This is a genomic window from Streptomyces sp. NBC_01454 (assembly GCF_036227565.1).
Classification (GTDB): Bacteria; Actinomycetota; Actinomycetes; order Streptomycetales; family Streptomycetaceae; genus Streptomyces.
On sequence record NZ_CP109460.1, the window covers coordinates 3,767,302 to 3,781,088 of the forward strand.

Here is a 13,787-nt window from a genome sequence, read left to right on the forward strand (position 1 = left end):
GTACGAAGGGGTCTCACAGGGACGGAGGGGCGGGGCGCGACGGCACCGGGGCCGGAACGGGCGAGGCCGGCGCGGTCGGCGCGGCCAGCGCGGCCAGCACCAGCTCCTTGGCGTCGGCCGCCCGGGTGCGGAGGAAGTGCGGTCTGCCGGAGTCCAGTTCGTGGTGGGTGACGTCGTCGGAGAGGAGCTGCCAGTCCCCGTGGGCGTGGGCACCGGGCGGGGTGCCGTCGGGGGCGCCGGCGGCCACGACGAGTGCGAGGGGCGCGGTGATGCGGTGGGCCGCGGGGTGCTGCCAGGCGGCCAGCAGGAAGCGTCCCGCCGAGTGGACGTCGTGCCGGTAGGCGGGGCCCATCAGCCGGGCCCGTTCGGGCTTGAGCCCGTCGAACTCCACGTAGGCGCCCTCGCGGAGCAGGGCCGCGGTGACCTCCTGGTCGCTCATGGCGCGGACCCGTTCCATCCGCTCCGGCAGTCCGGCCGCCCGGCCGGGGGCGGCGCCGCCGACGAAGACCCGGCGGGGGGCGCCGGGACCGTCCTGAAGCAGCCGGGCCAGTGCCAGGGCGTGTGCGGCGCCCTCCCCCTGGCCCCACAGCAGCAGCGGTGCGCCGGGCAGCCGCCGCAGCTCCTGGTGCACCCGGCGGGCGGCCTCCGCCACGTCCACCAGGTCCTGCGGGCCGGGCACGAAGTCGTGGCCCGGCAGTTCGACGCCGTACACCTCGACTCCGCAGGGGGCGAGTTCCCGGGCGAGGGCGAGGAAGTTGACGGCGTTCCCGCCGGCGCCGGGGAAGCAGACCAGGCGCCCGGCCGGTGCGGTGCGGTCCGGGAGCGCGACGGTCAGCGACCGCAGCAGCGGTGCCGCGGTGTCGTCCGGTGCGGTGCCGTCGCCCGCGTCGATGACGGCAGCCAGGTCGGCAAGGACGGGGTGGGCGACGATCCGGGCCAGGGAGACGAGCCGGTCGAGTTTGACCACGAGCCAGGTCGCGGAGAGCGAGGTGCCGCCCAGTGCGAAGAAGTTGTCGGTCCGCCCGATGCACTGCAGCGGCGCGTTCAGGGCCTCGGCCCAGGCCATCGCGAGGCGCTGTTCGGTGGGAGTGGCGGGGGCGGCGCCGGTGGCGTCGGCATGGCCGAGGGTGCCGGCCAGCTCGGTGAGCGCCTTGCGGTCGACCTTGCCGTTCTCGCTGACGGGCAGGGCGTCCAGCCAGTGGCAGTAGGTGGGGATCAGATAGTCCGGGAGGTGGCCGGCGAGGACGTCGCGGAGCCGGCCGGTGTCGGGGCGGCCGGTGCCGACGAGGAAGGCGACCAGCACCTTGTGCCGGTCGCTGCCGGCGGAGGCGACGACCACCGCGTCCTTCACCCCGTCGACGGCCAACAGCCCGTTCTCGACCTCACCGGTCTCGATGCGATATCCGCGGATCTTGACCTGCTGGTCGCGGCGGCCGAGGAACTGCAGCCGGCCCTCGGGCAGCCAGCGCCCGAAGTCGCCCGTGCGGTACATCCGTTGGCCCGGCCGGAACGGGTCGGGGACGAAGGCCGCCCGGGTGCGTTCCGGATCGTTGACGTAGCCGCGGCCGACCGCGACGCCGGAGAAGACGATCTCCCCGGTGGCACCGAGCGGGGCCAGGCCGCCCTGTTCGTCGAGGACGTAGCCGCGCACGTTGCGGCGCATCCGGCCGAGCGTGACGAACCCTCGGTCGGGCACCCGGTCGAGGATCTCGTGCATGGTGTCGTCCGAGACCTCTGTCGCGCCGTACGCGTTGACCAGCCGGATGTCCGGCCGGCAGGCGAACCACCGGCGCACCAGGTCCCGTTTGAGCTCCTCGCCGGTCACCGAGACCACGCGTAGCGCGCCAAGGTCGCGGGGGTGCCGTTCCAGGGCCGTGATCAGCGCGTCGAAGTAGGACGGGACGAGCTGGACGACGGTGGCCCGCGCGGCGGTGAGTTCGGTGAGGAAGCGGTCCACGTCCAGCAGTACGTCGGTATCCACGATGCGGGCGCTGCCGCCGGTCAGCAGCGGTGCGACGAGCTGCCACAGCGAGATGTCCAACGACTGAGCGGCAGTTTGCGCCACCACCGCACCGGGCCCGATGCCGAGGTCCGTCACCTTCATCAGCAGGTGGTTGAGCAGCCCGGCGTGCTCGCACATCACACCCTTGGGCGTGCCGGTGGAGCCCGAGGTGAAGTAGATGTACGCGAGCCGGTCGGGTGCCGTGCGCCGTCCGGGGGCGGCGGTGGTGTCCGTGGCCGGGCGTACGCCCCCGCCCGCAGCGGGGTCATCGGCGCACAGGGCGGCGGCGTCCAGTGTCCGGCGCCGGCCGGCGCCGTCGGGCGCGGGGGGTGCCGTGGGACCGGCCCCCAGCACGAACCGGCAGTCGACGCCGTCGAGTTGGGCGGCGATCCGGGCGGGCGGGAAGTCCGGCTGCACGGGGAGATAGCAGCCGCCGGCCTTGAACACGCCGAGGGTGGCAGCCGCCCACTCCAGGCCGCGCTCCATGACGACGGCCACCACGTCCTCGTCGGCGAGGCCGTCGGCCCGCAGGGCGTGCGCGATCCGTTGGGCGTGGGCGTCGAGCCGGCGGTACGTCCAGGTCCGGCTGCGGTGCGTGACCGCGACCGCATCCGGGGTCCGCCGGACCTGCTCCTCGAACCGCTCGACGAACAGCCGTCCGTCGGAGGGCTCCGCCGGGCCGGCCAGCCCGTAGATCTGGAAGTGTCGTTCATCCTCGGCGAGCAGGCTGCGCTCCCCCGCAGGGGCGTCCGGGTGCGCGGCCAGCAGCTCCAGGGCCCGGCCGTGGTAGCCGACGATCCTGGTCAGCTGATCGTCGGTCATGACGTCGCTACGGGACCGGGCCGTCACGACCACGCCGCCGGCGTGCACCGCGATACGCACCCACAGCGCCGGGGTGTCCTCGGGGGCCTCCGCCGGATCGGTGTCGGACAGGTCGAGGACGGACTCGGGACGCGGCGGGATGCCGCCGCCCGGCCCACCTTCCGTGCCGGGCGGCCGGCAGCCCTGCCCGGCCTGGCCGATGAGTTCGCGCCAGGTGGTTCGCAGCACCCCGCTCGCGCCGACCGGGTGCGGCGCGGCCGGGTCGCCGCCCGCGGGCACGTACCCGGTGACCGGCTCCTGCCGGGAGGTGAGCGCGGCAACCACCCTGAGGTGGGCGGCCAACAGCACGGCGTCCAGCGGGGCGGCGCTCTCCTCGGCGACCGCTTGCAGCCGGGCGGTCAGCCGCGGGGGGAGGACGATGTCGGCGGCCGGCACGGCGGGCGGCGCACCGGCCCCGGGTGCGGTCCAGCGCGGGATGCGGGCGGCGGCATCCGCCGCGGTGTCCCCCGAAGCGCGCCCGCCCGCCGCTCCGGCCGCGACGGAGCGGCCCAAAGTCTTCGACACGTGATCGCCAACCTACGGAGGAATGTACGGAGGAATGTGCTGTCCGGCATCGCCTGCGTCACCATGCTGGCGAGGTGCACTGACAGGCCGCTGACGCCCCGTTACCGGTGGTGTGCCACGAGACCGTCGGTCCCCTCACCGCCGGGGGCGCGCCACCGGTCTCCGGTCACCGACCGGCGGTCGGGTGCCGGGGCCGCGCCCGATGCGGCTCCCGTACCCGGTGGCGCCGTCGACGCGCTCGTTCCACCTCGCGCGATGAACCTCCCGCCCGTCGTCAGGGCCCGTACGTTGTCGCATTCGGCGAAGTTGTCCACAGCCTGGTGACCCTCGCCGACGGATCCGCGACGCCGGGCGCAGAATGGGCTCATGACTGACGAGACGACCGCAGGCCCAGCTCACGCCACCGACCCGAAGCCTTTGCCGACCGATACCCACCAGGGGCCCGGGGCGACAGATGCGGCAGGCCCCATAGCGGGAGCGGAGGGGTCGGCGGCGGGCTCCGGCGGCGCGGTGGACGCGATGCCGGACTGGGAGAAGCGCTTCCGTGCGCCGCGGATCGGGCTGCCGGACTGGGCCGAGGACGCCCCGGCCCGTTCCCTGTTCGTCTCGAACGCCACCGGCACCTTCGAGCTGTACTCCTGGGACCGGTCGACCGGCGAGCAGCGGCAGGTCACCGACCGGCCGAACGGCACGACGGACGGGACGCTGTCGCCGGACGGCCGGTGGATCTGGTGGTTCTCGGACACCGACGGCGACGAGTTCGGCGTCTGGATGCGGCAGCCCTTCGAGGGCGGCCCGGATGAGCCGGCCACCCCGGGGGTCGCCGCCGCCTATTCGGGAGGGCTGGCGATCGGCCGGGACGGGACCGTGGTCGTCGGATGCTCCACGGATGAGGAGGGCTCCACGGTCCATGTCGTACGGCCCGGAGAGCCTCCGGTGGAGATCTACCGGCACCGCGAATCCGCAGGCGTCGGCGATCTTTCTCACGACGGCTCCCTGATCGCCCTGGAGCACACCGAGCACGGCGATGCGATGCACTCCGCGATCCGCGTCGTCAGGCCCGACGGCTCCACGGTCGCCGAGCTCGACGACACCGACGGCGGGACCCAGGAGCTGGGCCTGTCCGTGATGGGCTTCGCCCCGGTCGACGGGGACGCCAGGCTGCTGGTCGGACATCAGCGCAGGGGCCGTTGGGAGCCGATGATCTGGGACCCGCTCACCGGGGTGGAGACCGCCCTGGAGATCGATCTGCCCGGAGATGTGGGCGCCGACTGGTGCCCCGACGGGTCCGCCCTGCTGGTGGAGCACGAGTACCAGGCCCGCAGCGAGCTGTGGCGCTATGAGCTGGGCGAGCCGGGCGGGGCTGCGGGATCGGCGGCCGGACGTCCGCTGACCCGGGTCGAGACCCCGGCCGGCACGGTCTCGGGTGCGACGGCCCGCCCGGACGGCACGGTGGAGTTCCTGTGGTCGTCGGCGGCGCAGCCCCCGGAGGTGCGCTCGACGAGCGGCAAGGTCGTGCTGGACCCGCCCGGTATGAAGGCCCCCGGGTCGGTCCCGGTGCGCGACGTCTGGGTGGAGGGCCCGGGCGGCCGTATCCATGCGCTGGTGCAGCAGCCCGCAGGCGAGGGTCCCTTCCCGACGGTGTTCGACATACACGGTGGTCCGACCTGGCACGACAGCGACGCTTTCGCTTCGTCGCCCGCGGCGTGGGTCGACCACGGCTTCGCGGTCGTCCGCGTCAACTACCGCGGTTCGACCGGCTATGGCCGCGCCTGGACGGATGCGCTCAAGCATCGCGTCGGACTGATCGAGCTGGAGGACATCGCAGCGGTACGCGAGTGGGCGGTCTCCTCCGGTCTGTCGGACCCGGAGCGACTGGTACTGGCGGGCGGCTCATGGGGCGGCTATCTGACGCTGCTGGGGCTCGGCACCCAGCCGGAGGCCTGGGCGGTGGGCCTGGCGGCGGTCCCGGTCGCGGACTACGTCACGGCGTACAACGACGAGATGGAAGCCCTCAAGGCCATGGACCGGACCCTGCTGGGCGGCACCCCTGAGGAGGTCCCGGAGCGCTTCGAGGCGTCGTCGCCGCTGACCTATGTGGACGCGGTGCGGGCGCCGGTGTACATCTCGGCGGGCGTCAACGACCCGCGGTGCCCGATCCAGCAGGTGGAGAACTACGTGAAGCGTCTGGAGGGCCGCGGCCATCCCCACGAGGTCTACCGCTACGACGCCGGCCATGGCTCCCTCGTCGTGGAGGAACGCATCAAGCAGGTCCGCCTGGAACTCGACTTCGCCCAGCGCCATGTGAGCGCGAAGGACTAGCGACTCGGCTGGGGCCCCCGCGTCTGCGTGCGTCGACTGCGGGGCGGGCGAGTGGGGTCGGAGGGTGCGGTTCGGGCAGCTGCCGACGGGGATGGTCGGCTGCGCTGGGACTGAGCTTTGGCCGGGGCCTGGCTGGGCCTGGGCCGGCCCAGGCCGTAGCCGGCCCAGGCCGTAAGCCGGCCATGGGCAGGTGGTGGTGGAGGAGGGTGGGAGGGGGAAAGCAACCGAACCGGCCAGCTCAGCTCAGCTCAGTTCACCTCACCCCACCCCACCCCCTCCCCATGATGAGCCAACACCGCATGCGGGTCCGTGCCGTTGCTGGTGTGGTCGGTGTGGACGGTCGCCGCGGTGAGGCGGGGGACGGCGTGGAGGAGGGCGTGTTCGGCGGCGACGGCGAATGCATGCGCCTGCACCACGGTCAGCCGGGAGTCGACGACGATATCGGCCTCGGCACGCAGGGTATGGCCGATCCAGCGCATCCGGACCTGTCCGATATCGCGGACACCGTCCACGCCACGCAGCGCGTCCTCGGCGGCGTCGATGATCTCGGGGTCGACGGAGTCCATCAGCCGCCGGTAGACCTCCCGGGCCGCGTCGCGCAGCACCACGAGGATGGCAGCGGTGATCAGCAGGCCGATGAGGGGGTCGGCCGCCCGCCACCCGAGGGCCGCGCCGCCCGCGCCGAGAAGGACGGCGAGCGAGGTGAAACCGTCGGTACGGGCGTGCAGACCGTCGGCGACGAGGGCGGCCGAGCCGATCCTGCGGCCGGTGCGGATGCGGTAGCGAGCCACCCACTCGTTGCCGAGGAACCCCACCACGGCGGCCGCGGCCACGGCCCACAGATGGGTGACCTCGCGGGGGTCCAGCAGCCGGTCCACGGCTTCGTAGCCGGCCAGCGCCGAGGAGGCGGCGATCGTGAGCACGATGGCGATACCCGCGAGGTCCTCGGCACGGCCGTAGCCATAGGTGTAGCGGCGGTTCGCGGCCCGTCTGCCGAGCACGAAGGCGATGCCCAGCGGCACGGCGGTCAGCGCGTCGGCGGCATTGTGGATGGTGTCGCCGAGCAGCGCCACCGACCCCGACAGCGCGACGACCACCAGTTGGATCACGCTGGTCAGGCCCAGGATGCCCAGCGAGAGCCACAGGGTGCGCAGGCCCTCGCGCGAGGTCTCCATCGCGGCGTCGACCTTGTCCGTGGACGCATGGCTGTGCGGGGTGACCATGTGGGCGAGCCGGTGGCGCATCCGCGACCAGCGACGGGCACGGTGCGGCGGCTGAGGCCCGGACGCCTGCTCGGGACCAGGGCGACGACCTGCGTCGACGTCATCATGGCGGCCACCGTGCACGTGATCATCGAGGCGGTGGTCACGGCGCGCGTGCTCATGGCCGTGCGGGTGAGTGTGATTGCCTGCCATACGGCCTACCGTGGCACGGCAGCCCCATTGCAGCTACTGCCGTGGTACGCCCTCTGACCAGGTGCAACATCGTTGCAGCAGCGACAGTCGCCCGGCCTCAGACCTGCCCGGCCCGCGCCGTCTCGCCCCGCTCCTCGGCCCGGCCGTCACCCGGGCCGTCACCCGGGCTGTCAGCCTGGTCGCTCCCCTGCTCGGCCTCGGACGAGGCCCCGGCGCCGGACGGGGCCACACCCGCACCGGCTCCCGCACCGTCTCCCACACCGATTCCCCCGCCGTCCGGCCCGCCGTCCCCCTCCGGCACGATGCCCAGCGCCGCGTCCTTGGCGGCTTCGGCGTCGCGGCGGAAGAGGCGGAACCACATGAAGACCACGAAGCCCGCGAAGACGAACCACTCGCCGGTGTAGCCGAGGTTCTGGAAGGCCTTGAGGTCCAGCCCACTGCCCTCGGCGGCGGCCGGCGGCACGGCGCGCAACGGCGCCCGGGGGTCGGTCTGTGTGATCCATGCGTCGTAGACCGTGTACGGCACGATGTTGACCAGCGACGCCGCACTGATCATGCCGAGCTGTCCCTGCGGCAGCCCGCCGCCGGCCTGCACGCCGTCGGTGCCCTGGTTCTCGGAGGCCTGCAGCGCTCCGGTGACCGTCACCTCGCCCTTGGGCGGCGCGGGCACCTTCGCCGTGTCGGCCGTCGAACCGGCGTCGCCGGGCAGCCAGCCGCGTACGACCGGGAGCGCCTTGCCGCCGTCCGTACGCAGCAGATCAAGAACGTAGAAGCCCTGCCGCTCGCCGCGCTTGTCCTTCAGGGTGCGGTCCGGTACGAGCAGTTGGTGGGCGGCGTCATAGCGCCCGCGGGCGCTGGCCTGGCGGCCGGAGGTCACCGTGTCGACGGGGAGCAGACGCTCCACCGGGCGCGCGGCCGCCGCCTTGGCGCGGGCGGAGCGGCTCTCCTGCTGCTGGTGGCTCTGGACGCGGCCCTCGAAGCGGCTCAGCTGCCAGCTCCCCATGAAGATGCAGAGCGGAATCGCCAGTACGGCGAACACGTTGATTCCCCACCACCGCGGGGTCAGCAGGAACCGGTACACGCCATTAACGGTACGGGGCCCACGCGGCCGGGCCGCACCGCCCCCTCCGCACCCGGCCCCGCCCACCGGGACCTGGCCCTTCCCCCGCCGGCCCCCACCTAGCGCGGAGCCGCCAGCGCTTCCGTCCGGTACACCGTCCCGGCGCACGCGTCCGTGACCTTGGCGTCGGCCGCCGCGGGCTCGCCGGCCTCCGGGGTGTGGCTGAGGACGATGCCTCCGGCCGCGGCCCCGCTGTCGCCGGAGCCCGTGTCGCCGCCCGCCTGGCCGCCGCCGTCGCCCGCCGCCGTGGACCCGGTGTCCGCGGACTGGCCGGCGTCCTTGGTGGGTTCGGGAGTCGGTGAGGGCCCGGGGTTGACGCAGCCGGTGGTGCCGCCGCCCGATTGCGGGATCCAGGCGAACTTCACCTCGTACGACTCCCCCGGCTTGAGAACCAGCTGGTCAGGGGTGGTGGCCGGGTCGGGCAGACCGGTGGCTTCATCGCCGGAGGTGTGGTCGACGACATGGATGCGGTCGGGGTTCGTGGAGCCCCGTGCGACCACGCCGACGGTGCCGCCGCCCTCCACGGAGCAGGCGGTGCTGGAGGTGTTGACCACCCGGAACGCGCCGTAGATGCGGCCCGCGGAGTCCGCCGTGCCGACCGTGCTGGTGCCCTGGCCGAGCTGTTCGCGCCCGCAGACCGGTGAGGTGACGTCCATCGTCTCGTCCGGCGCGGGGGTGCCGGCGCCCGCTCCGTGGCCCGCGCCGTTCTTGCCCGCGGACCGGTCCCTGCCGCCGTGCCGGTCCGCGCCCGGCAGCCCGCCGTCCACGCCGGGCTGCCGGGGCCCGGCCTGCTCGGTGCCCTCGCCGTGCGCGCCCTCGTCGCTGCCCTGGGTGTGCTGGCTGCTCGCCGCATTGGCGGGCCGCTCCCCGGAGCTGTCGGCGAGGTTCGCCACATGGACCATGGCGGGGATGGACGTGCCGCCGAGCAGCAGCGCGGCCGCCGCGCCCACCACGGCATGGCGGCGGCGCTGCCGGCGGGCGGGCACGGCGCGGCGCAGCTGCTCCAGTGCGTCCGGTGACGGTTCGAGGTCGCCGACGCGGGACTGCAGCAGCCGCCGCAGGTCGTCCTCGCCGCCGAAGCCGCCCGTGGGATGGCCGGAGCCGGGCCCCTCGCCGGAGCCGCCGCTCCCGCCTCCGAAGCCGCCGCCTCCGAAGGCGCTGCCGTCGAACGCCGCGCGGTCGTAGGCATGAGTGTCATCGTCGTCGTAGGCCCGGCTGCCGCGGCTGTCGTAGGCGTGACCCTCGTCGCCGTCGTAGGCGCGCCTGCCGTGTCCGTCGTACGCGCAGTGGTCGGCCGCGCCACCGGTGTCTGCCGTGTGCGGTGCGGCGGCGGTGTCCGGTGCGCCGGCCACGACACCGATGTCATCGCCGTTGCCGGATTCTTGGCCGGAATTCGCGCCTGTCCCGCACGGGGCGCCGCGCCGGTGGCCGTCCTCGGGTCCGCCGCCCCCGGGGCCCTGTGCCGTACGCGCCGCACACAGCCCCCGCACCGTCTCGCCGGGCCTGCCCCGCGCGACGGCCAGGCCGCCCGGGCCATGCCGCCCCTCCGCGCCGGGAGAGCCCGGGCGCCGGTGCTCGTCAGGGGAGCCGTACGGGGCGCCGGGCGGCGGGGGGCCGGTCGGGGCGAGCCGGTTGCCATGGGGAGTGCGGTGGTGCATGAGATCTGTGGGGTGAGGTGAAGTGCCGGGGTTTCTCAGGGTGATCGGGGTGTTTGAGGTGAGCGGGGGGCTCGCCTCGTGCGCGCCGCGCGAGTCGAACGGGTCGTACCGGCCGGACGTGGTGCCGTTCATGCCGGAGTCTCCATCGCGACGCGGAGCGCCGCGATGCCCCGCGACCCGTAGGCCTTGACGGAGCCGAGCGATATGCCCAGCGTCTCGGCGACCTGCGCCTCGGTCATATCGGCGAAATAGCGCAGCACCAGCACCTCACGCTGCCGGCGCTGGAGGCCGCGCATCGCCTGGATCAGCTGGTCCCGCTCCAGCAGGTCGTACGCGCCCTCCTCGGCGCTCGCCATGTCGGGCATCGGCTTGGAGAGCAGCTTGAGCCCGAGGATGCGGCGGCGCAGCGCGGAGCGCGAGAGGTTGACGACGGTCTGCCGGAGGTAGGCGAGGGTCTTCTCGGGGTCGCGCACCCGTCCACGCGCGGAGTGCACGCGGATGAAGGCCTCCTGGACGACGTCCTCGCAGGAGGCGGTGTCGTCGAGGAGCAGCGCGGCGAGCCCGAGCAGGGAGCGGTAGTGCGCGCGATAGGTCTCGGTGAGGTGGTCGACCGTGGTGCCCGCTGCCATCGCGTCGTCAGAGTCCCCGCGTTGAGGAGGGATCTGTGCGGGACGCGCGGTGGGCCAGGGAGCGATCACCGGCATGCTCCCGGCCGCACGGGAACGCGGCGGGCACACTGCCGCACCTGCCGCTGCGCCCGCTGGGGCGATGGTGAATCCGAGTACCTCTGCCACGCTTGTTGGACACGCTTCCCCCCACAAGGGTTGTACGCGCAAGGCACCGCTTTTGACGATGCATCAAATGCCCTCATGCGTACCAGCTCTTCCTGAATGCCCTGTTTACCCCGACGCGCATGCCCCGCCGTCCGGAACTCACTCTGCGGCCCGCGGATCCCCCGAGCCACCCCTGAAGGCGGCCACGATGACGCACCCCGTCCAACTGCCGGTTGCAGTGGGGCGGGGAGCGCATGGTCGAACGGATCGTCAGCCCAGATCAAGAGCGGGGTGCTGGCGATTCGCTCACATAATCTTCACACGCTCCGCAAAGTATCTCCCAGACGGCCCGCGTACGGCGACCGATCCCGCCAAGTCGCGTACTCCACAGGGCCCGAGCCCGGACTCGCTCCCCTACCTCCGGGAGTGCCGCCCCCGCAGCTCCGCCGCCACCAGCTCCCCCAGCTGCGCGGTGTTCAGCGCCGCCCCCTTGCGCAGATTGTCCCCGCACACGAACAGCTCCAGCGCCCGCGGGTCGTCCAGCGAACGGCGCACCCGCCCGACCCAGGTCGGATCCGTACCGACGACATCGGACGGGGTGGGGTACTCGTCCTCGCCCGGATCGTCGCACAGGACCACTCCGGGCGCCGCGGCCAGGATCTCGTGGGCGCCGCGGACCGTGACCTCGTTCTCGAAACGGGCGTGCACGGTCAGCGAGTGGGTCGTGATCACCGGCACCCGTACGCAGGTCGCGGTGACCGGCAGGTCCGGCAGCCCGAGGATCTTGCGGGACTCGTTGCGGATCTTGAGCTCCTCGGAGGACCAGCCGTCCTCCTGGAGCGAGCCGGCCCAGGGCACCACATTGAGCGCGATCGGCGCCGGGAACGGCCCCAGCGTGTCCCCGGCGGCCCTTCGCACATCGCCGGGTGCGGTCCCCAGCTCCGTGCCGGACACCGCGGACAGCTGCCCCCGCAAGGTGTCGATGCCGGCCTTCCCCACCCCGGAAACGGCCTGGTAGGAGGAGACGATCAGCTCGCTCAGCCCGTACTCGGCATGCAGCGCCCCCAGCGCGACGATCATCGAGAGCGTCGTGCAGTTCGGGTTGGCGATGATGCCGCGCGGGCGCACCCGGGCCGTGTGCGCATTGACCTCGGGGACGACCAGCGGCACGTCCGGGGCCATCCGGAACGCGCCGGAGTTGTCCACGACCACCACGCCCTTGGACACCGCGACCGGCGCCCAGCGCGCGGAGACCTCGTCGGGGACGTCGAACATCGCCACGTCGATACCGTCGAAGGCCTCCTCGCTCAGCGCGACGACCTCGACCTCCGTGCCCCGCACGGTCAGCTTGCGGCCGGCCGAGCGGGGGGAGGCGATCAGCCGGATCTCGCCCCAGATGTCGGCCCGCTCGGAGAGGATGCCCAGCAGAACGCCGCCGACGGTGCCCGTGGCACCGACGACGGCGAGCTGTGGCCTGGCGGCCGAGCGGGCGTCCGCCCCCGCCGTGTCAGCGTGGGACGGACGGCCCGCCTCGGCCGGAATCATCGCCCGGTGCCGCCATAGACCACGGCCTCGTCACTGTCGGTGTCGAGTCCGAAGGCGGTGTGGACGGCGCGCACGGCCTCGTTCACGTCATCGGCGCGGGTGACGACCGAGATGCGGATCTCGGAGGTCGAGATGAGCTCGATGTTCACGCCCGCGTTCGACAGCGCCTCGAAGAAGGTCGCCGTGACGCCCGGGTTGGTCTTCATACCGGCGCCGACCAGGGAGATCTTGGCGATCTGGTCGTCGTAGCGCAGCGAGTCGAAGCCGACCGCCGCACGGGTCTTCTCCAGGGCCGCGACGGCCTTACGGCCCTCCGTCTTGGGCAGCGTGAAGGAGATGTCGGTCAGACCGGTCGACGCGGCGGACACGTTCTGCACGACCATGTCGATGTTGACCTCGGAGTCCGCGATCGCACGGAAGATGCGCGCGGCCTCGCCCGGCTTGTCCGGGACTCCGACGACCGTGACCTTCGCCTCGGAGGTGTCATGTGCGACGCCCGAGATGATTGCCTGCTCCATCGGCTGGTCCCCTTGCGGTTCGTTGCTGACCCACGTGCCCTGCAGTCCCGAGAAGGACGAACGGACATGGATCGGGATGTTGTAACGGCGTGCGTACTCGACGCAGCGGTGCAGCAGCACCTTGGATCCGGAGCTGGCCAGCTCCAGCATGTCCTCGAAGGAGATCCAGTCGATCTTCCGGGCCTTCTTCACGACCCGCGGGTCGGAGGTGAAGACACCGTCCACATCGGTGTAGATCTCACAGACATCGGCGTCCAGGGCGGCCGCCAGCGCGACGGCGGTCGTGTCCGACCCGCCGCGGCCCAGCGTCGTGATGTCCTTCTTGTCCTGGGACACGCCCTGGAAGCCGGCGACGATGGCGATGTTGCCCTCGTCGACGGAGGTCTTGATACGGCCCGGCGTGACATCGATGATCCGTGCCTTGTTGTGCACGGAATCGGTGATGACACCGGCCTGGCTACCGGTGAAGGACTGCGCCTCGTGACCGAGGTTTTTGATCGCCATCGCCAGCAGGGCCATGGAGATCCGCTCTCCGGCGGTCAGCAGCATGTCGAACTCGCGCCCCGACGGAATCGGGGACACTTCCTGCGCGAGATCGATCAGCTCGTCCGTCGTGTCGCCCATCGCCGAAACCACCACGACAACCTGGTTGCCGTTCTTCTTGGCCTCGACGACTCGCTTGGCAACGCGCTTGATGCCCTCGGCATCCGCAACGGATGAGCCGCCGTACTTCTGCACGACAAGGCCCACGTGCGCTCCTCGCAACTGTCTCATCGGGAGTTTCCTCCCGGACCCCCGGAAATGGGGGTACTGCGGTCGGCTCAGTCTAACGAGCAAGCGGAGTCCGCCCTGCTGATACCGCATCCTGAGACGCGTGACTCACTGTTTGACCACCGTGATCGGCTTGATCACCATGGCCACCTGAACTCGTGAGTTCCGCGTCCCACGGCGGTATCCACACGGCGCACCGTTGCGCCTGCCCGGCGAGCACATGCCCGCTCCAGCCCGGTACACACGAAAACGTAACCCAGCTCACAGGGTCCGGCCA

At 72.5% G+C, this 13,787-nt stretch carries 9 protein-coding genes; 2 read left to right on the top strand and 7 right to left on the bottom strand.

Features of this window, described 5'->3' with window-relative positions:
* Positions 1 to 13: 13 nt before the first annotated feature.
* A complete protein-coding gene (locus OIU81_RS16485) occupies positions 14 to 3,388 on the bottom strand; it encodes a non-ribosomal peptide synthetase family protein (RefSeq protein WP_329148563.1) in 3,375 nt (1,124 codons plus the stop codon).
* Positions 3,389 to 3,907: 519 nt separating this feature from the next.
* Between OIU81_RS16485 and OIU81_RS16490 the strand changes: the two genes are divergently transcribed.
* Positions 3,908 to 5,710 (top strand): S9 family peptidase, encoded by a 1,803-nt coding sequence (locus tag OIU81_RS16490; protein WP_329155183.1) that lies wholly within the window; start codon positions 3,908 to 3,910, stop codon positions 5,708 to 5,710.
* Between the two features lie 248 nt (positions 5,711 to 5,958).
* Here the strand turns inward: OIU81_RS16490 and OIU81_RS16495 are convergent, their stop codons facing one another.
* A complete protein-coding gene (locus OIU81_RS16495) occupies positions 5,959 to 6,954 on the bottom strand; it encodes a cation diffusion facilitator family transporter (protein ID WP_443074145.1) in 996 nt (331 codons plus the stop codon).
* Between OIU81_RS16495 and OIU81_RS42350 the strand changes: the two genes are divergently transcribed.
* Positions 6,934 to 7,182 carry a hypothetical protein gene (locus tag OIU81_RS42350; RefSeq protein ID WP_443074188.1) on the top strand — a complete coding sequence of 83 codons (249 nt, stop codon included), beginning with the start codon at positions 6,934 to 6,936 and terminating at the stop codon, positions 7,180 to 7,182. The genes OIU81_RS16495 and OIU81_RS42350 overlap by 21 nt on opposite strands.
* 40 nt (positions 7,183 to 7,222) lie before the next feature.
* On the opposite strand, the gene OIU81_RS16500 is transcribed toward OIU81_RS42350, so the two are convergent.
* The 5 genes from OIU81_RS16500 to OIU81_RS16520 form a co-directional block, all read right to left on the bottom strand.
* Positions 7,223 to 8,206 carry an SURF1 family protein gene (locus tag OIU81_RS16500; protein WP_329148568.1) on the bottom strand — a complete coding sequence of 328 codons (984 nt, stop codon included), beginning with the start codon at positions 8,204 to 8,206 and terminating at the stop codon, positions 7,223 to 7,225.
* Between the two features lie 98 nt (positions 8,207 to 8,304).
* Positions 8,305 to 10,035 (bottom strand): hypothetical protein, encoded by a 1,731-nt coding sequence (locus tag OIU81_RS16505; protein ID WP_329148570.1) that lies wholly within the window; start codon positions 10,033 to 10,035, stop codon positions 8,305 to 8,307.
* A complete protein-coding gene (locus tag OIU81_RS16510) occupies positions 10,032 to 10,697 on the bottom strand; it encodes a SigE family RNA polymerase sigma factor (protein WP_443073998.1) in 666 nt (221 codons plus the stop codon). Before OIU81_RS16510 ends, OIU81_RS16505 begins: the two co-directional genes overlap by 4 nt.
* Positions 10,698 to 11,090: 393 nt before the next feature.
* Positions 11,091 to 12,221, bottom strand: coding sequence for an aspartate-semialdehyde dehydrogenase (locus OIU81_RS16515; protein ID WP_329148574.1), 1,131 nt, complete (start codon positions 12,219 to 12,221; stop codon positions 11,091 to 11,093).
* Positions 12,218 to 13,489 (bottom strand): aspartate kinase, encoded by a 1,272-nt coding sequence (locus tag OIU81_RS16520; protein WP_093484354.1) that lies wholly within the window; start codon positions 13,487 to 13,489, stop codon positions 12,218 to 12,220. The genes OIU81_RS16515 and OIU81_RS16520 overlap by 4 nt, the downstream gene beginning before the upstream one ends.
* Between the last annotated feature and the right edge of the window lie 298 nt (positions 13,490 to 13,787).